17 protein-coding genes and 1 pseudogene are annotated in these 20,506 nt (G+C 63.3%); 12 read left to right on the top strand and 6 right to left on the bottom strand.

Translation table 11 applies throughout. The features are described from left to right. Nucleotides 1-259: 259 nt before the first annotated feature. Both IVA96_RS11975 and IVA96_RS11970 read right to left on the bottom strand, forming a co-directional pair. On the bottom strand, nucleotides 260-1,717 hold the full coding sequence (locus tag IVA96_RS11975) for a sensor histidine kinase (RefSeq protein WP_247279337.1): 1,458 nt from the start codon (nucleotides 1,715-1,717) through the stop codon (nucleotides 260-262). A gap of 341 nt (nucleotides 1,718-2,058) precedes the next feature. Next, the gene (locus tag IVA96_RS11970) at nucleotides 2,059-2,403 is read right to left on the bottom strand and encodes a DUF1236 domain-containing protein (RefSeq protein ID WP_247417319.1); all 345 of its coding nucleotides are present in this window, start codon (nucleotides 2,401-2,403) and stop codon (nucleotides 2,059-2,061) included. Nucleotides 2,404-2,540: 137 nt separating this feature from the next. Between IVA96_RS11970 and IVA96_RS11965 the strand changes: the two genes are divergently transcribed. The 4 genes from IVA96_RS11965 (at nucleotide 2,541) to IVA96_RS11950 (ending at nucleotide 6,063) form a co-directional block, all read left to right on the top strand. After that, nucleotides 2,541-2,774, top strand: a complete 234-nt coding sequence (locus IVA96_RS11965; RefSeq protein WP_247279284.1) for a hypothetical protein — start codon at nucleotides 2,541-2,543, stop codon at nucleotides 2,772-2,774. A 377-nt stretch (nucleotides 2,775-3,151) separates the two neighbouring features. Continuing rightward, entirely contained in the window at nucleotides 3,152-4,150 is a 999-nt protein-coding gene (locus IVA96_RS11960) for a TRAP transporter substrate-binding protein (RefSeq protein ID WP_247279285.1), read from the top strand. Nucleotides 4,151-4,231: 81 nt separating this feature from the next. Continuing rightward, on the top strand, nucleotides 4,232-4,747 hold the full coding sequence (locus IVA96_RS11955) for a TRAP transporter small permease (protein ID WP_247279286.1): 516 nt from the start codon (nucleotides 4,232-4,234) through the stop codon (nucleotides 4,745-4,747). Next, a complete protein-coding gene (locus IVA96_RS11950; RefSeq protein WP_247279287.1) occupies nucleotides 4,744-6,063 on the top strand; it encodes a TRAP transporter large permease in 1,320 nt (439 codons plus the stop codon). Before IVA96_RS11955 ends, IVA96_RS11950 begins: the two co-directional genes overlap by 4 nt. Nucleotides 6,064-6,114: 51 nt before the next feature. Here the strand turns inward: IVA96_RS11950 and IVA96_RS11945 are convergent, their stop codons facing one another. Continuing rightward, a complete protein-coding gene (locus IVA96_RS11945; RefSeq protein ID WP_247417313.1) occupies nucleotides 6,115-7,389 on the bottom strand; it encodes a serine hydrolase domain-containing protein in 1,275 nt (424 codons plus the stop codon). A gap of 172 nt (nucleotides 7,390-7,561) precedes the next feature. Here IVA96_RS11945 and IVA96_RS11940 point away from each other — a divergent pair, with 172 nt between their 5' ends. Continuing rightward, a complete protein-coding gene (locus tag IVA96_RS11940) occupies nucleotides 7,562-8,479 on the top strand; it encodes an intradiol ring-cleavage dioxygenase (protein WP_247279289.1) in 918 nt (305 codons plus the stop codon). Between the two features lie 30 nt (nucleotides 8,480-8,509). On the opposite strand, the gene IVA96_RS11935 is transcribed toward IVA96_RS11940, so the two are convergent. Beyond that, the gene (locus IVA96_RS11935) at nucleotides 8,510-9,403 is read right to left on the bottom strand and encodes a LysR family transcriptional regulator (protein ID WP_247417310.1); all 894 of its coding nucleotides are present in this window, start codon (nucleotides 9,401-9,403) and stop codon (nucleotides 8,510-8,512) included. 102 nt (nucleotides 9,404-9,505) lie between these two features. On the opposite strand from IVA96_RS11935, the gene IVA96_RS11930 reads away from it, so the two are divergent. Beyond that, a complete protein-coding gene (locus IVA96_RS11930) occupies nucleotides 9,506-10,375 on the top strand; it encodes an NmrA/HSCARG family protein (RefSeq protein ID WP_247417308.1) in 870 nt (289 codons plus the stop codon). Nucleotides 10,376-10,413: 38 nt separating this feature from the next. Then, a pseudogene (locus IVA96_RS11925) lies at nucleotides 10,414-11,079 on the top strand (SDR family oxidoreductase). A 23-nt stretch (nucleotides 11,080-11,102) separates the two neighbouring features. Here IVA96_RS11925 and IVA96_RS11920 read toward each other — a convergent pair. Further along, entirely contained in the window at nucleotides 11,103-12,833 is a 1,731-nt protein-coding gene (locus IVA96_RS11920) for a bifunctional protein-serine/threonine kinase/phosphatase (protein WP_247279292.1), read from the bottom strand. Nucleotides 12,834-12,899: 66 nt separating this feature from the next. Then, nucleotides 12,900-13,739 (bottom strand): formate/nitrite transporter family protein, encoded by an 840-nt coding sequence (locus IVA96_RS11915; RefSeq protein ID WP_247279293.1) that lies wholly within the window; start codon nucleotides 13,737-13,739, stop codon nucleotides 12,900-12,902. Between the two features lie 669 nt (nucleotides 13,740-14,408). On the opposite strand from IVA96_RS11915, the gene IVA96_RS11910 reads away from it, so the two are divergent. From IVA96_RS11910 to IVA96_RS11890, 5 genes are all read left to right on the top strand, one after another. Next, a complete protein-coding gene (locus tag IVA96_RS11910; RefSeq protein ID WP_247279294.1) occupies nucleotides 14,409-15,728 on the top strand; it encodes a CmpA/NrtA family ABC transporter substrate-binding protein in 1,320 nt (439 codons plus the stop codon). A gap of 61 nt (nucleotides 15,729-15,789) precedes the next feature. After that, on the top strand, nucleotides 15,790-16,686 hold the full coding sequence (ntrB, locus tag IVA96_RS11905; RefSeq protein ID WP_247279295.1) for a nitrate ABC transporter permease: 897 nt from the start codon (nucleotides 15,790-15,792) through the stop codon (nucleotides 16,684-16,686). 11 nt (nucleotides 16,687-16,697) lie between these two features. Then, nucleotides 16,698-17,492 (top strand): ABC transporter ATP-binding protein, encoded by a 795-nt coding sequence (locus IVA96_RS11900; RefSeq protein WP_247279296.1) that lies wholly within the window; start codon nucleotides 16,698-16,700, stop codon nucleotides 17,490-17,492. 339 nt (nucleotides 17,493-17,831) lie between these two features. Then, nucleotides 17,832-19,211, top strand: a complete 1,380-nt coding sequence (locus IVA96_RS11895; protein WP_247279297.1) for an MFS transporter — start codon at nucleotides 17,832-17,834, stop codon at nucleotides 19,209-19,211. A gap of 74 nt (nucleotides 19,212-19,285) precedes the next feature. Continuing rightward, nucleotides 19,286-20,503, top strand: a complete 1,218-nt coding sequence (locus IVA96_RS11890) for an FAD-dependent oxidoreductase (protein ID WP_247279298.1) — start codon at nucleotides 19,286-19,288, stop codon at nucleotides 20,501-20,503. Nucleotides 20,504-20,506 lie beyond the last annotated feature (3 nt).

Genomic DNA, 20,506 nt, shown 5'->3' with positions numbered 1-20,506 from the left:
TGGCTATTTCTCGCTGCAGGTCAGGCAACCGCCCGACTGATGAAAGCCTGACATCAGCTCTGTGAACATGAAGACGGCGCTGAGACGAAGCAAAGACGCTACGGAGTTTGTACGATCCGAGCGTTTTCGTTTTCGCGCTTCTCAGCAGGGGTCGCAACGCTCTGATCAACAGAGCGAGGACGCCCGCCAGGCGGCGAAAGCTTTTGCTTCGAGGATCTGCACATGGTTGATTCTCATCGCCGATGCCCCTTCATTCCGTTCACCGCATCTCATCCAGCGCGCACGTCACCGTGCAGACGACGCCGCGCGGCAGGAAGTCGACGGTTGCCTCGCCGCCGAGCTGGTCGCGCGCGCTGCGCTCGATCAGGCGCGAGCCGAAGCCGCGTTGCACTGGGGCCGTCACCGGCGGTCCGCCGATCTCGGTCCAGATCAGCCGCAGCCGCGGCTTCGGCGCATCGGCGATGACCTCCCAGTCCAGGGTCACCCGGCCGGTCTCGTTGGACAGCGCGCCGTATTTCGCGGCGTTGGTGGCGATCTCGTGCACGATCATCGACAGCACCACGGCGAGCCGCGGCGACAGCGGCACAGCCGGGCCGGCCATGCGGATGCGGTCGGGCTTGGCGAGCAGGAACGGCTGAATTGCGCGGGCAATAACGCCTCTCAGCTCCGAGCCCGCCCACTTCTCCTGGCTCAAGAGATTGTGCGCTTCGGCCAGCGCGCCGAGCCGTCCCTCGAACTTGGTCCGCTCGTCCCGGCTGGCGCTGCGGAAGGTCTGCACCGCGATCGCCTGCATCAGGGCCAGCGTGTTCTTGACCCGGTGGTTGAGCTCCTCAATCAGCAGATTGTGCAGCATCTCACCGCGCGCAATCGTGGTCGCCATCCTGACTGCGAAGGTCAGGCCGGTCAGCAGCAGGATGCCGCCGATCAGGCTGGTGATGGCGATGTTGTGCCAGAGCGGCGCGATCAACGAGCTCTCGGCGACGCCAGCCACGACCGTCCAACCGGTTAGGTGCGACCTGGTAAAAGCTGAGGAGAGCGCGATCCCGTCGAGCGAAACGGTCGAAAGGGCTGCCTCCGACGTCCGAGACATCGCATCGTATAGCGCGCCGGAAGCCTGCTTGCCGACCGTCTCGGCAGGGTTCGGTGCGCGCGCGAATACGACGGCCTTGGTGTCGAGCAGGGCCACTGTCCAAAGCCGGTCGGGGCGCTGCTTCTCCAGCAGCTCCTGAAAGATGCTGATCGGCGGGCTGAAGCAGAGATCGTAGATCACCTCGCCATCGCGCAATACCGGGACCTCGACGGTGAGCACCTGCCGCCCGTTGATCGCGCCGGTGAACAGGTCGGAATATTGCGGCGACCTGGTTGCGAATACCTTTTCGATGATCTCCAGATTGCCGCGCCGCGGCAGGCTCGCGATGTCGTCCGTCGTCGAGGAGAACAACAGCCGGCCCTTGCGGTCGGAGATCAACACGAGACCGCCCTTGCCATACTGGTCGAGGAAGCCGAGCGCGATGCGGCGGAAGTTCTGGAAGTCGTCGTTGCGCAGCGAATTCGTCAGCGCCAGGACCTGCAGGCCGCCGGTCATCCGCTGCACTTCGGAGTCCAGCACAAGGCGCATGCTGCGCACGTTCTCCAGCACGCGGCTGGTCGCGTCAGTTCGATCCTGCTTGTAATTGTAGACGGCGATGCCGACCGCGAAAATGATCAGCGGCAACATCGTTCCCGCGACCAGGAGAGCGAGCCGGACCGGCAGGGTAAGCTTTGACAAACGCGGGCGTCCCGATTCCAGCGCAGCGGCGCTAGATTATGGTTTTGGCAAGACCATAAGGGCAGCACTTCTCCGGCGCCACGATTTTTCGCATCCGCGAGCAGGCCGGGAGATTTTGGGATGCAGCCGGGGCGGGGGTCAGATCATCGCGATCGCGGTCAATAGCAGGCACGTGGCGTAGACAGCCGCCAGACTGAGCCCGGCGATCCGGGCCTCTCGATGCGATTTCATGCGGTCAACTCCAAGTGGGCGGCCGCCGCTGGCGACAGCCGCCGGAGGTCACGTCGTGATCAATCGATTTCCTGAACGACCGTGCGTGAACCCGGATCCACCAGCATCACGCGATCGCCGAAATAGACATAGCGGTACTTCGTCAGCGACGGCCCCCAATCCGCCGGAACGGCCTCAAGCTCGACGTCACCCGGCACCGTCGCGCCGACGACAATCTTTTCCTTCGTCGTCACCGGACGGACGCGGTGCTCGGTGATGTAGGATTTGATCTTGGTCCGGTATTGCGGCTCGATCTGAACTGTCGCCGCGTGACCGGTTCCGGTGGTGGTCACCACAGTGGACTGCGCGAAAGCGCTGGTCGAAATCAGGACCGCCGCAGCGGACAGCAGGAACAGTTTTTTCATCTCGTTCTCCTCAAAAGAATTAAGTGTGCCACCAACAACTTGGGGTGAGCGAGGTTCCCAGCCCAGGGAACAAGTTGCCGCTTTTTCCCGTTGTAAATTGACCGGGCCAAACTGCCCGGAAGTTGGAGGAGGAAAACATGAAGCTGAAGATTGCGACCGCAGCACTGATGGTTGCTGCTTTCTCCATGCCAGCGTTCGCGGCCGACGAGTTCTACGTCGTCCAGGACGTCAAGACCAAGAAGTGCACTGTCGTCGATAAGAAGCCGACAGACGCCTCCATGACCGTCGTCAGCCCTTCGGGCACGGTCTACAAGACGCGTACCGAGGCTGAGAGCAGCATGAAGACCGTCAAGGTCTGCACATCCAATTAGGGAGAGTGTTGATGCCCGTATTTATTCTCTGGGCCGTGCCGGCGATCGTTGTGATCGGCGGCGGCATCTATCTGATTGGCCACATGCACTAGGCCTCTCGCGGGAGGCGGGCGGACCTCTGCGTGCAGCGCACAGGCCCGCAAGCCTTCCGCTTTTACGAGAGCCGGAAGTGGCGCATGCGGCCTTGCGCCAGCAGGAACGCGAGTTGCAGTGCAACAGATCGCGCAGGCGCAGCTCTGCGACGAAGAGGAGCGACAACGTACGCGAAATGACTTCCGTCCCGCCGTAGTTTTTCATACGCTCCCCGAACGCCGGCCGTAAGCCGGCCGCGCTCACGCCCCGGCCACAGGGGCGGAGCATCAAAGGGAGGGGAGACGATGAAGCGAAGGTCATTTCTCGCTGGTATCGGTGCGACCGCTGCGGCGGCTACGATCGGCATGCCGTCGATCCTCAGGGCGCAAGCACCGATCACGCTGAACGGCGCCGTCCAGTTCAACGACGATCATGCCTTCAACCGGGCGCTGATCCGGTTCGAGGAGCTGGTGAGGAAGTACTACGGCAAGCCCGTCAACTTCACGCTGCACAAGAACTCCTCGCTCGGCCTCGAGAAGCAATATTTCGAGTATATGTCGCAGGGCAAGGCGGTCGATTACGGCATCGTCTCGCCGGCCCATATGTCGACCTTCGCCAAGGCGGCCCCATTCATCGATGCGCCCTTCGTGTTCAAGGGCATCGAGCACATGAACAAGGTCGTCGAGGCCAATATCCTGACACCGATCGCCGACGAGGTCGCGGCGAAGGCCGAGGTCGTTCTGATCGGTTATGCCGGCGGTGGCATCCGCAACATCTTCGCCAACAAGCCGCTCAAGAATCTCGCCGATCTTAGGGGTCTCAAGGTTCGCGTGCAGGGCGCGCCGATCTGGTCGAAGACGTTTGCGGCGGTCGGCATGAGCCCGACGGTGATCGCCTATAACGAGATCTACAACGCGATTCAGAATGGTGTGATATCGGCCGGCGAAAACGAGGCGGCCGGCGTCGAAGCGATGAAGTTCTATGAAGTGGCCCCGCATCTCAGCCTGACGCAGCACGCGGTGTCGATCCGGCCGATCTGCTTCTCGGTGAAGACGCTGAAGACCTTGCCGAAGGATCTGCAGGACGCGATCATGAAGGCCGGCAAGGAGGCAGGCGACTACGGCCGTCAGCTCGAGTCGAGCGAAGAGGTCGTCAAGCTCGACACGCTCGAGAAGGCCGGCAAGCTCAAGCGCGTTCCCTTCGAGGAGCGCGACGCCATGAAGAAGCTCGCCGATCCCGTGATGGCCACCTACGCCAAGGAAATTGGTGCCGAAGCCATTTTCGAGAAGATCAACGTCGTCTGAGGTCGCTCTGTCCGCCGACATTAGTCCGGGCAGGCCCCGCTTCTTGCCCGGAAGGCGGATGAACTGCCGCAGGGAGCCCCAATGTCTGAAATGCCCGTCCCGTCCACACCGTCGTTGTGGCGTCGCGTCACGGCGGCCTATGGGAAGCTGCTGGAATTCCTGCTGGCCGCCAGCGTCGGTATCCTGGTTCTTCCGGTCACGCTGCAAATCATCTCGCGCTACACGCCCTTCATTCCTTCCTACATCTGGACGGAGGAGATGGCGCGGTTTCTCTTCATCTGGACGATCATGATCGGGGCCATGGTCGGTGTGCGGGAAGCGCAGCATTTTGAGGTCGACGTGTGGCCCAATCTGTCGCGGCGATCGGAGGCCGCGGTGCGGATCCTCGCCCGTCTCGGCGTGCTGGCATTGGCGCTGGTGTTCCTATTGGCCGGCATGGAGTTTACCCGCTTCGCCTGGAACAGAACTTCGGAATTGGCCGATCTGCCGCTTTGGTTGATTCACATTGCCTGGCCCGTGACCGGCGCGACGTGGATCGTCTTTGCAGGCGAACAGATCATTGATGAAATGCGCGTTCTGGTTGGGGCGGGGCGATGAGCGGCAATGTACTCTCTGCTGGACAGGCCGCGATGGTGCTGTTCGGGGTTTTCATCGGCCTGCTCATCGTGCGCGTGCCGGTCGCTTTCGCGCTCGGCCTTGCCTGCGTGCCGATCCTGCTGATCGAGCCGCACCTGTCACTGATGACGCTCGCGCAGGAGACCTTCAACGCGTACAATTCATTCATCCTGCTCGCGGTCCCGTTTTTCCTGCTGACGGCGAATCTGATGAGCATCGGCGGCATCACCGACCGCCTGGTGGCGCTATCGCGATCGTTGGTCGGGCACTGGCCGGGATCCCTGGCGCAGATCAACGTCGTGCTGTCGGTGTTCTTTGCAGGAATCTCCGGGTCCTCCACCGCCGACGCGGCGAGCCAATCAAAGATCTTCATCGATGCACAGACCAAGGAAGGCTACGATCTCTCCTTTTCCATCGCCATCACCGCGGTTTCTGCGGTGCTGGCTGTCATCATCCCGCCGTCGATCCTCATGATCGTCTGGGGCGGGCTGATCTCGACCTCGATCGCGGCGATGTATCTGGCCGGCATCGTGCCGGGCCTGCTGATCGCGGGCGCGCAGATGGCAACGGTGCACGTCTATGCCGTGCGCCGCGGCTACCCGACCTATCCGAAGGCGACCTGGGTCGAGATGCGATGCGCCATTTGGCGGTCGATACCAGCGCTGATGACTCCGTTCATCATCGTCGGCGGCATTCTGCTCGGGTGGTTCACTGCAACCGAGTCCGCCTGCGTCGCGGTGCTCTATTCCGTCGCGCTCTCGGCGTTCTTCTATCGCGAGACAGGCCCGCGCGAATTATACAAGGCCCTGCTCGATACCGGGCGCCTTTCCGGCGTGGCGCTGTTTTGCGTCGGCACCGCGAGCGCGTTTGGCTGGCTGCTTGCCTATTACAGGATCCCGCAAGAGCTGCTGGCCAACGTCTCGACATGGGGCATGGGCAGCGTCGGGGCCGGCTTCTTCATCGCCTTCTGCTTCCTGGTGGTGGGCTGCTTCCTCGACGCCATCCCGGCGATCATCATCGTCGGCACGGTGCTGGAGCCGCTGGCTAAATCCGTCGACCTCCATCCGGTCCAGTTCGCGATCATCTCCATCGTCTCGCTGGCCTTCGGACTGGTGACGCCGCCCTATGGTCTATGTCTGATGATCGCCTGTTCGATCGCGGGCGTGCGGCTGCGTTATGCTCTGAAGGACACGGTGATCATGCTGATTCCGATGCTGCTCGTGCTGGCGGCGCTCATCGTTTGGCCGAGCGTGTCGCTGTTCTTGCCGCGTCTGATCGTGCCGGAGATGCTCAAATGAGCGTCTGATGGCGCGATCCCGCGGCCAAGGCCGCGGGATCCATTCCATCCCTTACAGATTGCTCTCGGTGATCGCGGCGTAGACCATGCTGCGCAGCTCGCGACGGATCGGATAGGCGCTCGAGGGCAATACCTGCGTCATGAAGATCGTGATCAGCTCTTCGGCGGGGTCGATCCAGAACGAGGTCGTCGCCGCGCCGCCCCAATTGTATTCGCCGGGGCTGCCGGCGATCAGCGTGTCGGCCGGGCGCATGGTCACGGCAAAGCCAAGGCCGAAGCCGATTCCGTTATAGGCAGCTTCCGAAAACAGCGAGCGTGACACCTCGGGCAGGAAGCGTCCGCCCGGAATGTGGTTGCTCGTCATCAGCGCCAGCGTCTTCGGCCCGATCAGCCTGACGCCGCCGAGCTCGCCACCGTTGAGCAGCGCGCGGCAGAAGGTGAGATAATCGGCGACCGTCGAGCACAGCCCGCCGCCGCCGGAGATGAAGGAGGGCGGCGACAGGAACGAGCTGGTTGCCGGATCATCCTGGAGCGTCAGGCCCTCGCGCCGCTGGCCGGCATGGAACGTCATTCCGCCGCCTGGATCGGCGGAATAGCAGGCCGCGAAACGATGCGCCTTCGAGGCTGGCACGTGGAAGTCGGTGTCGGTCATGCCGAGTGGATCGAGGATGCGCGCTTTCAGGAACTGCTCGAACGGCATGCCTGAAATCTTGGCGACGAGATAGCCGAGCACGTCGGTCGCGACCGAGTAGGTCCAGGCCTCGCCCGGCGAGAACTCCAGCGGGATCTTTGCAAGGCTCTCGATCATGGTCTGGAGCGTGCCGGACTTCTCGACCTCCCCGATCTTCTCGGCGCGATAGGCGGCATCAACATTGGAGCGCTGCTGGAAGCCGTAGGTGAGGCCGGAAGTATGGCGCAGGAGGTCGACGATCAGCATCGGCCGGGACGGCGGCCGGGTCAGGAAGGCCGGGTAGGTGCCGGCGACGAATACGCCGAGATCCTTCCATTCCGGAATGTACTTGGCGACAGGCTCGTCGATCGCGACGAGACCTTGCTCGACCAGCATCATGAAGGCGATGCTGGTGAGCGGCTTCGTCATGGAATAGATGCGGTAGATGGTGTCGTCCTTGACCGGCACTTTGCGCTCGACGTCGGCAAGGCCCTGAACCGAGCTGTGTGCGACCTTGCCGCGGCGGTAGACGAGGAGATGCGCGCCGGGGAACCGGCCCGCGTCGATGTACCGGTTCTTCAGATGCGTATCGACGCGGTCCAGTGCGGTCTTAGACATGCCGACGCATTCGGGCGAGGCGGGTGTGGGCGCGAGCATCTGTTCCTCCGGGCAGTTTTTGTCGCTCCGTTGATAGCCGAAATGGCGGGCTCATTCCAAGCTGGTCGCGCTTAACGCCGGGCGGCCGGTTAGTGTAGGCTCCAACCTGGAACGCCTCCAAGCAGCCCAAGAGATCCCAACGGGCCAACGAGAAAACGCAGGCAAACGCACCATGACCCAGTTCAACGAGACCGAGCTCACCGAAGCCGTCGTCCGGAGCTTTGACCAGACACCCGACCCGCGCGCGAAATTCCTGCTCCAGGAATTGGTGAAGTCGCTGCACGATTACGTGAGCAAGACCGGTCTCACCTTCGAGGAGTGGGAATACGCCATCGATTTCCTGACCCGCACCGGCCAGAAATGCACCGACACCCGCCAGGAGTTCATCCTGCTATCCGACGTGCTCGGCGTCTCCATGCTGGTCGACGCAGTCAATCACCGCGACCGCGAGGGCGCCACCCAGACCACGGTGCTCGGCCCGTTCTACGTCGGCGAGCACAAGGTGACCGCGCACGGCACCGACATCTCGCCGAACAATCAGACCGGCGAACGGATGTTCGTGCAGAGCCGCGTCACCGATCTCAAGGGCAAGCCGCTCGCGAATGTCCCCGTCGACGTCTGGCATGCCGACGATGACGGCTTCTACGATTCACAGAAGCCGAACTATGACGAGGTCGGCGCCTCAGCGCGGGCGCGCTTCATCACCGATGACGACGGCCGGTTCTTCTTTCGCACCATCCTGCCGTGCAGCTACCCTATCCCGACCGACGGTCCGGTCGGCGAGATGATCATGCAGACCAACCGCCACCCGATGCGCCCGGCGCATGTCCATTTCCTGGTCAATGCAAAGGGTTATGAGCCGCTGATCACCCACGTCTTCATGGATGGCGACAAATACCTGGATTCCGACGTGGTGTTCGGTGTGAAGGACGATCTGGTGGCCAAGGTCGAGCCGCGCAACGACCTTGAGATGCCCGACGGCACCAGGGCGAACGGGCAGTGGCACCTGATGAGCTATGAATTCCACCTCAAGCCGGGCGGCGGTATGGCGCCGAAGCCGCTGGGGACGAAGGCGGAGGAGCCGGCCTGACGGTCAGGCGCGAGCAGCGCGCGCCGCCTCTCAGCGCCCGATGAAGGCCGCCAACTCGTCAGGCGTCCCCATCGGAAAGGCTTCTTTCATGAAGTCGAGGAAGGCGGATACGCGCGCGCTCAAGAGCCGCCGCGATGGATAGAGCGTCCACAACGCGATCTCTGGTCCGTCGATGTTGCCCCAATGCACCAGCGTGCCGGCAGCCAGGTCGTGACTGACCAGTGACACGGGAAGGCGCGCGGCGCCGACGCCCGCCCGGACTGCATCGCGGACCATGACGAGCGATGACAGGCGAAGGACCGGATCAACCGTGATGCGCGATCGTCCGCCTGGCACCGTCACCTCCCAGGTTGTTAGCTGGTCGCCCGCTCCGCGCATGACAGCCGGCACAGCGATACCGTCCCGCGGTCGCTTCAAATCCGGGCTCGCCACGACCACTAGCCGGTCGCGCAGAAAGATCCGGCCCACAAGGCTCTCGTCCGGAGCCGGATTGACCCGAATGACGAGGTCATACCCTTCCTCCACCATGTCCACGGAGCGATCTTCCGTCGTGACCTCAAGACGGACCTCCGGATATCTGAGCGCGAACCCGGCCGCGAGATTCCCCATTGCAGTTTGCGAAAACAGCAAAGGCGCGCTGATCCGCAGGCGACCCCGCGGCCTGTCCCCACCCGAAGCGATTGCCGCGGCCGTCTCGTCGAGCTCGACGAGCAATGCCCCCGTCCGCTCGTAAAGGGCGCGTCCTTCCTGCGTGAGTTTCAGGGCGCGCGCGCCGCGCTCGAACAGGCGCAGGTCGAGCGCGGCCTCCAGCTCGGCGACCCGTCGGGACAGGGTGGCTTTCGGGCGCCCGGCGGCCCGTGCGGCGCGTCCGAACCCGCCGTGTCGGGCGACGAGGTTGAAATCGGCGAGTGCGAGCAGGTCCATCGTTCCACCAGTGAGACGGTCAGTCTACATATATCGTCTATCGGTTCAAATGTGGATCACTAATTTCCCTTGTGTCTTCTGCACCCAACCCGGAGTGATCCCATGACCATCCTCGTTACCGGCGCAACCGGCACCATTGGCCGCCACGTCGTCGAACAACTCGTCAAGCGCGGCGCCGATGTCCGTGCTCTCGCCCGCGATCCTGCAAAGGCAAACCTCCCGACAGGCGTCAATGTCGTGCAGGGCGACCTGCTCGATGTCGACGCGCTCCGCGGCGCGTTTAGCGGAGTCTCGACCCTGTTCCTGCTCAACGCAGTGGTGCCGGATGAATTCACGCAGGCGCTGATTGCGCTCAACGTGGCCCGCGAGGCCGGCGTCGAGCGGGTCGTCTACCTCTCGGTGATCCACAGCGATCTCTACGTGAACGTGCCGCACTTTGCCGGCAAGTTCGGTGTCGAGCGGATGATCGAGCAGATGGGCTTCAACGCCACCATCCTGCGCCCCGCTTACTTCATGAACAACGACGTCACGATCAAGGACGTGGTGACCGGATACGGCATCTATCCGATGCCCATCGGGAGCAAGGGACTCGCCATGATCGATGCACGCGACATCGGCGAGATCGCCGCCATCGAACTGATCCGTCGAGAGCGAGCCGCAGCCTCGCTGCCGCTCGACCGCATCAATCTCGTCGGTCCCGAAACGCTGACCGGCGCGAAAGCCGCCGCCGTCTGGTCGGAGGTTCTGGGTCGCACCATCGCCTATCCCGGCGACGATACCGCCGGCTTCGAGAAGAATCTCAGGCAGTTCATGCCGAGCTGGATGGCCTTCGACATGCGGCTGATGAGCGAGCGTTTCCTCACCGAGGGAATGGTGCCCGAGGCCGGCGACGTCGAGCGTCTGACCGCGCTGCTGCGCCGTCCCCTGCGCTCCTATCGCGACTTCGTCTCCGAGATCGCCGCCTCCGCCTGACGATACGGCACGCCCCAATCCTCACAAGGAATTCGATCATGATCGCTTCGACCGGCGCCGTTCCGGCGAATCCGGAGGGCGCAGCGAAGATACTGGTACTTGGCGCCACCGGCGCCACCGGCCGGCTGATCGTCAGCCAGGCGGTGGCGCGGGGGTACGAGGTCACCGTGCTGGTGCGTTCCGCCGAAAAGGCGAGTGACATCACGGGGGCGAGGAGACGCCCGCGACGAAACAGTTTTGCTCGAAGCCCTCGAAGGCCGTGACGCCGTCGTCAGTGCGCTGGGTACACCGGTAAGCCCGTTCCGCAAGGTAACGCTTCTCTCGAGCGCGACGCGCGCGCTCGTGAGCGCGAGTGAAGGCCAAACATGTCTCCCGTCTGGTTTGCATTACGGGGATCGGCGCCGGCGACGGCGCCGGGCACGGCGGCTTTCTCGCCGACAATGTGATCTTTCCGCTCCTCCTGAAGAAGGTGTACGCCGACAAGAACCGGCAGGAAGCCATCGTCAGAGACAGCGGGCTGGACTGGGGTCCTGGTTCCTCCTTCCGCCCTGAACAACAAGCCCGGCCGCGGCTCGGTGCGGGCCCTGACGGGTCTTTCGGACTTCCATGGCGGCAGCATAGCGCGCGCAGACGTCGCAAAATTCGTGCTGGATCAGGTGCGCGCCGATGCATGGCTGCATCAGTCTCCGCTGATCACGTGGTGAGCCCTGCGAGGCCACGCCCCTGATCAGCGCGCGTGCAATATCGCCAGCAGCACGACGACCGCGCAGGCGAGCGCCGCCGTGGTCAATTTCCAGAACATCAGCGGACTGCGCTCCAAAAGCGGCGTGATCCGCGTGTCGAGATAGACCGGATTGGGCGTGCGGAGCTCGTAGACGAATTCGGACAGATCCTCGTGCCGCTTGTAGGGATCGGGATGTAGCGCGCGCCTGAGCGCGCCGTCGACCCAGGCCGGCACATTGCGGTCCTCGTCGGCCGGGCGATACTGAAGTCGCCGCACGTCCGCCTTGCGCCGAATTCGGGCAACCTGGGTGCCATAGGGCAACTTCCCCGTCAGCATCTGGTAGCAGATCACAGCCAACGAAAACATGTCGGAGCGCGGCGAGCCGCCTTCGCCGAGAAAGTACTCCGGCGCCGTGTACTGGACCGTTCCCAGGATGTCGTCGGCCTCGTCTCGCGGCGCCGCTTCCGCGACGCCGGCCACCCTGACCGATCCGAAGTCGATGATCTTGGCGGTGCCGGTCTTGTCGATCAGGATGTTGTCCGGCCTGAGGTCCTGATGCAGCATCTCCATGCGGTGGAAGGCGCGTAAGCCCGCGGCGACCTGCTCGATCAGGCCGCGGACGGTTTCGAGATCGGGGCGTGGATTGTCGGTCATCCACTGCTTCAAGGTCTGGCCTTCGACGAATTCGGTCGCGATGTAGAGATAGCTGCGCCGTCTCGACTGTGACCGCGGCTTCAGCACGTGCGGGCTGTCGATCCGGCGCGCGATCCATTCCTCCATCAGGAAGCGCTTGAGATAGGCGGCGTTATCGCGCAGGTCGACCGACGGCAGCTTGAGCGCGACCGGCTCCTCGGTCTCGGTGTCGACGGCAAAGTAGATATGACTGCGGCTGCTGCCGTGGATCTCGCGGATGATCCGGTAGCCGTCGAAGATCGCGCGCGGTTCCGGCAGCGGAGGCAGCGGCAATTGGGACGTCTGATTGAAGATGCCGGCCGGCTCGCGCTGGGGCACTGCATCGATGCGCAGGATCTGGACCGTGATGTTGTCGTCGCTGCCGCGCCGGTAGGCTTCCTCGACGATGGCCTTGGCCGCCGCGTCGAGCTCGCCTGCGTGCTCGTTCAGCGCGCTCGTGACGAAGCGCGCGTCGACGAATTCGTAGGCGCCGTCGGTCGCCAGCAGAAAGGTGTCGCCCGCCTCGATCTCGAAGGCCTGATAGTCGATCTCGAGCTGCGGATTGATGCCGAGTGCGCGGCCGAGATAAGTCTGCTCCGACGACACGATGATCCGGTGATCGTCGGTCAGTTGCTCGAGCGCCTTACCGGCGACGCGGTAGACGCGGCAGTCACCGACATGGAAGATATGCGCGGTGGTCGCCTTGATGACCATGGCGGTGAGGGTGCAGACATAGCCCTTGTCGCGATCATAGGCGTATTGACTCTTGCGCGTCTGCGCGTGCAGCCAGGAATTGGTGGCATCCAGCACGCGGCGGGCAGACGTCTTCACCGTCCAGGATTCCGACGTGCAGTAATAGTCCATCAGGAAGCTCTTGACCGCCGACTCGCTGGCGATCTGGCTCACCGTGCTGCTCGAAATGCCGTCGGCGAGGACGGCGGCGATGCCCTTCAGGCTGAGCAGCGGCTCCTCTGGAATGAGGACGCCGTGAAAATCCTGGTTGAGGGGCTTGCGACCCTTGTCGGAGTGCTGGCCGACCGAAATCAGGAGTCCGGGGGTCATCGTCGTCACCAGGAAAGAGGAGCCTCACCCTGCGCAGGCGAGGCTCCTCTGTCGAGACGTATTCGATCAGGCCGCAACGCGGGGCTTCGTAGCCTTGCCGACCTCGCGCTTCGGCAGGGTCATGACGTGCGTAGCGTAGAGGGTCATGCCGGTGAAGGCGAGGCCGCCGACGAGGTTGCCGAGCACGGTCGGGATCTCGTTCCAGATCAAATAGTCCAGGATCGAGAACTTTGCGCCGAGCAGCAGTCCTGACGGGAACAGGAACATGTTCACGACCGAATGCTCGAACACCATGTAGAAGAACACCAGGATCGGCATCCACATCGCAATAACCTTGCCGGGGACCGAGGTCGAAATCATCGCGCCGACGACGCCGGTCGAGACCATCCAGTTGCAGAGCATGCCGCGCATGAACAGCGTCGCCATTCCGGCCGCACCATGCGCGGCGTAGCCGAGCGTCCGGCTTTCGCCGATGATCCCGATGGCGGTGCCGACCTTGTCAGGCGGCTGTGTGAAGCCGAAGGTCGTGACGAAGGCCATCATGAAGGCGACCGTGAACGCGCCGGCGAAGTTACCGACGAACACCAAGCCCCAATTGCGCAGCACGCCGCCGAGTGTGACGCCGGGACGCTTGTCGATCAGGGCGAGCGGCGAGAGCACGAACACACCGGTCAGGAGATCGAAGCCCAGGAGGTACAGCATGACGAATCCGACCGGAAACAAGAGCGCGCCGACCAACGGCTGGCCGGTGTTGACGTTGATCGTGACAGCGAACCATGCGGCGAGCGTGAGGATGGCGCCGGCCATGTAGGCGCGGATGATGGTATCCCGGGTGGACATGAAGATCTTGGACTCGCCCGCATCCACCATCTTGGTGACGAATTCCGAAGGCGCGAGATACGACATCAATGGATCCTTTTGCTTCGTAAGTGAGATCGACACACCCTCATGGAGAGCGCGCTGAACGTCTTGGCGTCGTGCGGGCTGGCCTGCCGCGCACGAGGGCTATGGAGTTGGAAGCCTTGGGAATCGCGTCACGACGAGCGAGAGGACCGCGAAGCAGTTGAGCTTCCGGAATGCAGCCGCCAGAGGCTGCAACCATGCGGCAAGCCGCAGTCTTCGTTGACGCCCAAGTAAATGCAAGTTGCGTGCCGCTCGTGCGCGGAGGAAAAATGAAGCGATATCAGCGGGATGTGTCTCTGCTCAAACGGTCCCCGAAGCGCCTGTCGGCCTCCTGCTTGAGCTGCTGCACAAGGTTTGTGCGTCGCACAAAGATTGAGCAGATCGCAAGTTTCACATGCGAAGCGGTGATGCGGCAGCCTGCCGCAATTCCAATAACATGTTGATTGTTCTTACCTATTATGGCCATCAGGCTTGGCACGAAGCTTGAATAGTTCCGTGCCGACGCCATTGAAGCCGTCCCGCGAGACTTCTCATCCGACTTGCCGACGCCACCGGACGGGGGTTTCCCCGGTCGTGCGTTCGCATGCGCCAAATACGGCGCCGCCGGACGGACGGGCTGATCGTGTGCACTGAAGCCATCAATTCTGCAACGACGCAAAGGACGACCTGCCTATGACCAAGCGCACCCGCCGGCCCTCGGATAACGGGCTTAGCCGCCGCCAATTGATGAAGGCGACCGGCGCTACCGCCGCACTTCTCGCCGCCGCAAAACTGAATTTTCCCGCCGGCGTCTTCGCGCAGGAGGCAGGCCCTGAGGTCAAGGGCGCCAAGCTCGGCTTCATCGCGCTCAGCGACGCTGGCCCGCTGTTCGTCGCCAGGGACAAGGGGCTGTTCGCCAAGCACGGCATGCCCGACGTCGACGTGCAGAAGCAGGCCTCCTGGGGCACGACGCGCGACAACCTCGTGCTCGGCTCCGAAGGCAATGGCATCGACGGCGCACATATCCTCACCCCGATGCCGTATCTGATCTCGGCCGGCAAGGTGACGCAGAACAACCAGCCGACGCCGATGTACATCCTGGCCCGGCTCAATCTCGATAGCCAGTGCATCTCCGTTGCGAACGAATATGCTGACCTCAAGCTCGGCGTCGATGCGACGCCCTTCAAGGCTGCGCTGGACAAGAAGAAGGCGTCCGGCAAGGCCGTGAAGGCGGCAATGACCTTTCCCGGTGGCACGCATGATCTCTGGATCCGCTACTGGCTCGCCGCCGGCGGCATCGATCCCGACAAGGACATCGAGACCATCGTCGTGCCGCCGCCGCAGATGGTGGCCAACATGAAGGTCGGCACCATGGACTGCTTCTGCGTCGGCGAGCCCTGGAATCTGCAGCTGATCCATCAGAATATCGGCTACACCGCGGTAACGACCGGCGAGCTCTGGAATAAGCATCCGGAGAAATCCTTCGGCATGCGCGCCGCCTTCGTCGACAAATACCCAAAGGCCGCCAAGGCGCTATTGATGGCGGTGATGGAAGCCCAGCAATGGGCCGACAAGGCCGAGAACAAGGCCGAGCTTGCCGCCATCATGGGCAAGCGGCAGTGGATGAACTGCCCGGTCGAGGACGTGCTCGATCGTACCGCAGGCAAGTTCGACTACGGCATCCCCGGCAAGGTGGTGGAGAACTCTCCACACATCATGAAGTACTGGCGCGACTTCGCCTCGTACCCCTTCCAGAGCCACGATCTCTGGTTCCTCACCGAGGACATCCGCTGGGGCAAGTACGAGGCGAATTTCGACACCAAGGCGCTGATCGCCAAGGTCAATCGCGAGGACATGTGGCGCGATGCGGCCAAGACGCTCGGTGTCGCGGCCTCCGAGATCCCGGCCTCCACCTCGCGCGGCAAGGAAACCTTCTTCGACGGCAAGGTATTCGATCCGGAAAATCCGGCTGCTTATCTGAAGTCGCTCGCGATCAAACGTGTCGAAGTCTGATGGGGGCCAGCGGCCGCCTTTGCGCGGCCGCATCGTCTTTTGAAGCCGGAGAGAGATTGCAATGAATATGTCCGCCGCCAAGATTGAGATTGAAACGGCGACGCCTGCGGCCAGCGCCGCGCCGGTCGTCGCGATGACGCCAAAGCGTCCCCCGCGCACCGAAGCTTACGCACGCATGGCGCGGCAGACGGCCGCGCGCGTGATCCCGCCGCTGGTCGTGATCGCGCTGCTGACGCTGGTCTGGGAGCTGGTCTGCCGCCGCGCCGGCTCGGCGCTGCCGCCACCATCAAAGGTGTTCAAGGACACCAAGGAGCTGATCCTCGATCCGTTCTTCGACCATGGCGGTATCGACAAGGGCCTGTTCTGGCATCTCTCCGCAAGTCTCCAGCGCGTCGCCTTCGGCTATTCGCTCTCAGCGATCGCCGGCATCGCGTTGGGCGTGCTGGTCGGACAGTCGGTCTGGGCGATGCGCGGGCTCGATCCGCTATTCCAGGTGCTGCGCACCATCCCGCCGCTCGCCTGGCTGCCGCTCTCGCTCGCCGCCTTTCGCGACGGCCAGCCCTCGGCGATCTTCGTCATCTTCATCACCTCGATCTGGCCGATCATCATCAACACCGCGGTCGGCATCCGCAACATCCCGCAGGACTATCGCAACGTCGCGGCCGTGGTGCAGCTCAATCCGCTCGAGTTCTTCTCCAAGATCATGATTCCGGCGGCCGCGCCCTACATTTTCACCGGCCTGCGCATCGGCATCGGCCTGTCGTGGCTCGCGATCGTCGCCGCCGAAATGCTGATCGGCGGCGTCGGCATCGGCTTCTTCATCTGGGACGCCTGGAACTCCTCGCATATCAGCGAGATCATCCTGGCGCTGTTTTATGTGGGCATCGTCGGCTTCGTGCTGGACCGCCTGATCGCGGGCATCGGCAAGTTCGTCACCCGCGGCACCGCGCAGAATTGAGAGGAGGGCACATGACCGCCTATTTGAAGCTCGACCACATCGACAAGGTCTTCACCCGCGGCGCGGCCACCACGGAGGTGCTCAAGGAGATCAACCTGACGATCGAGAAGGGCGAATATGTCTCGATCATCGGTCATTCCGGCTGCGGCAAGTCGACCCTGCTCAACATCATCGCAGGCCTGACCGGCGCGACCACCGGCGGCGTGCTGCTGGAGAATCGCGAGGTCAACTCGCCGGGGCCCGATCGCGCCGTCGTGTTCCAGAACCACAGCCTGCTGCCGTGGCTGACCGTCTACGAGAACGTCAGGCTCGGCGTCGATAAGGTCTTTTCCAGGACCAAATCCCGCGCCGAACGCGACGCCTGGGTGATGCACAATCTCAGCCTGGTGCAGATGGCCCACGCCAGGGACAAGCGTCCTTCCGAAATCTCCGGCGGCATGAAGCAGCGCGTCGGCATTGCGCGGGCGCTGGCGATGGAGCCGAAGGTGCTGCTGCTCGACGAGCCGTTCGGCGCGCTCGACGCGCTGACCCGAGCGCATCTCCAGGACTCCGTGATGGCGCTGCATCAGAAGCTCGGCAACACCATCCTGATGATTACTCACGACGTGGACGAGGCGGTGCTGTTGTCCGACCGCATCGTCATGATGACAAATGGGCCGAGCGCGCGCATCGGTGAGGTGCTGGAGGTGCCGCTAACGCGGCCGCGCAAGCGGCTCGAGCTTGCGACCAGCGCCACCTACTTGAAGTGCCGGCAGCGCGTGCTCGAATTCCTCTACGAGCGCCATCGCTTCATCGAGGCCGCGTAACCGAAGCGTTAACGCGCGACATGCGCGCGCCTAATTAATTGACATGTCGCTCAATCCTTGTGCGTCGCACAAGGATTGAGCGAATCGCAAATTTAGCGTGCGGAAAGGCCTTGCAAGAAATTCGGGCAATACGAATAACGTACTGAAATCCCTATATTTCCAGCGTGCGCGCAACTGGCACGGAAATTGAAATGTGATTGCGCGACGCCAACGACGACGTCCCTCAACATCATCAATCAGCATCGTGAACTCGCCACCGGGGTGACGCCTCGGAGCGTGCCTCCGTGGCCGGAGGCTGAGCCTGCAACGACGCAGCGGTGAGCCTAGAAGGGATACTCAATGACGAAGAATCCAACCTGGATTTCAGACTGGCGCCCCGAAGATGAGGCGTTCTGGAATACGACTGGCAAGACCATCGCGCGACGCAACCTGATCTGGTCGATCGTGGCCGAGCATATCGGCTTCTCGGTCTGGCTGATCTGGAGCATCGTCGCCACCAAGCTGCCGCAGGCGGGCTTCCACTACACCACCGACCAGCTGTTCCAGCTCGTCGCCGTGCCGGGCCTGATCGGCGCCCTGATGCGCTTCCCCTACACATTTGCCGTGACGACCTTCGGGGGCCGCAACTGGACCGTCTTCAGTGCAGCGATCCTGTTTATTCCGACGCTGTCGCTTGCCTATTTCGTGAGCCAACCCGACACGCCGTTCTGGCTGATGCTGCTGGTTGCCTCGGCCGCGGGCCTTGGCGGTGGCAATTTCGCCTCCAGCATGACCAACATCTCCTTCTTCTTCCCCGACCGGATGAAGGGATGGGCGCTCGGCCTCAACGCCGCCGGCGGCAATATCGGCGTCTCCAGCGTGCAGCTCTTGACCCCGATCTTGATGACGCTCGCGGTCATCAACCTGTTCCAGGCCACGCCCGTCGACGGCGTCTTCCTCCAGAACGCCGGCCTGATGTGGGTGCTGCCGATCGCGATCGCGGTGTTCGGCGCCGTGTTCTTCATGAACAATCTGACCTCGGCGAAATCGTCGGTGAAGAACCAGCTCGCGATCGTCAAGCGCAAGCACACCTGGATCATGGCGTACCTCTATATCGGCACGTTCGGATCCTTCATCGGCTACTCCGCCGCGTTCCCGCTGCTGATCAAGACGCAATTCCCGGCCGTGACGATCTCGATCGCGTTCATGGGACCGCTGGTCGGCTCGCTCTCGCGCCCGCTCGGCGGCTGGCTTGCCGACAAGATCGGCGGCTCGATCATCACCTTCTGGAACTTCATCATGATGGCGGGCGCCACGGTTGGCGTGCTCTACTTCGTGGGACAGAAGGATTTCATCGGCTTCCTGTCGATGTTCCTGATCCTGTTCGTGACGACGGGCATCGGCAACGGCTCGACCTATCGCATGATCCCTTCGATCTTTCGCGAGGAGAATCTGTTCAAGGTGCGCGGCAAGGGTGATACGGCGCGCGCACTCGCGCTGAAGACGGCGAGCATCGAGAGCGGCGCGGCGGTCGGCTTCATCGGTGCGATCGGCGCGGTCGGCGGCTACCTGATCCCGACCGGCTTCGGCAAGTCGATCGCCCTGACCGGCGGACCGCAGCTCGCGCTCGCGATCTATCTCGCCTTCTACGCCTCCTGCCTCGCTCTGACCTGGTGGTTCTACCTGCGTCGCAGCCCGCAGGGTGAAGGCGCGTCGAGCCTTGCGGAAGCAAGAGTGTGACACTCGGTACGAAGCTCGCTTCTCCCCGTACGCGGGGAGAAGCTCCACCGCAGGCTATGGAATAGGGAATTGCCATGAGTGAACCGCTCGTCATTGTCGGTAACGGTATGGCGGCCGCGCGACTGGTCGATGAGCTCGCCAAGACCGCGCTCGGCCGCTACGCGGTCGCCGTCATCGGCGAAGAGCCGCGGCTCGCTTACAACCGCGTGCTGCTCTCATCCGTGCTGGCTGGCGAGACCGGCTCGCACGAGATCGAGCTCCGGCCGGCCGATTGGTGGCGCCATCGCGGCGTCACGGTGCGCTACGGTTATCGGGTCACCGAGATTGATACCGGCCGCCGCGAGCTCAAGATCGCCGGTGAGGAGAGCATGGAATATTCCAAGCTGGTGCTCGCCACCGGCTCGACGCCGCTGCGGCTTAACGTGCCGGGCGCCGATTTAGCCGGCGTGCACACTTTCCGCGATACGCGCGACGTCGATCTGTTGCTGACGCTAGCTGCGGCGAAGAAGCGCGTCATCGTGGTCGGCGGCGGCCTGCTCGGTCTCGAAGCGGCGTATGGACTTGCCAAGGCCGGCGCGCCGGTGACGCTGCTGCATCTGATGGACCGGCTGATGGAGCGCCAGCTCGATGGGCCGGCCGCCGATCTGCTCAAGACGCTGGTCGAGCGCAAGGGCATCCGGATCCTGCTCAATGCCTCGACCGCCCGCATTCATGGCGAGGGCCGTGTCGAGGCCGTCGAGCTTGCCGATGGCAGCCGTATCGAGGCCGACGCCGTGATCTTCGCCGCCGGCATCAAGCCGAACGTTGCACTGGCCGAGGACGCCGGCATCGCTGTCAACCGCGGCGTCGTCGTCAACGATGTGATGCAGACGGCTTCGCCCGACATCTTCGCGCTGGGCGAATGCGCCGAGCATCGCGGCATCTGCTATGGCCTGGTCGAGCCGGCTTACGAGCAGGCGCGGGTGCTGGCGCGGCATCTGGCCGGCCGTCCGGCCGCCTACCAGGGCAGTGTGGTCTCGACCAATCTGAAAGTCTCTGGCGTCGGCGTGTTCTCGGCCGGCGACTTCATGGGCGGCGAGGGCAGCGAGAGCCTCGTGCTCACCGACCGCAGGCGCGGCACCTACAAGAAGCTCGTCATTGCTGACGGCCGGCTCACCGGTGCCGTGCTGATCGGCGATACCGTCGATGCGCTCTGGTATCTCGAACTGATCCGCAATCGCGACAAGGTGGCGGCGATCCGCACCGACATGATGTTCGGCCGCGCGCTAGCGCGTCCCTCCAAGGCGGCTTGACAA

The sequence above is a fragment of the Bradyrhizobium sp. 159 genome, from assembly GCF_023073795.1.
Lineage (GTDB): Bacteria > Pseudomonadota > Alphaproteobacteria > Rhizobiales > Xanthobacteraceae > Bradyrhizobium.
Note: the sequence above shows the minus strand (reverse complement) of the source record. Positions and strands in the feature narration are given on the sequence as shown.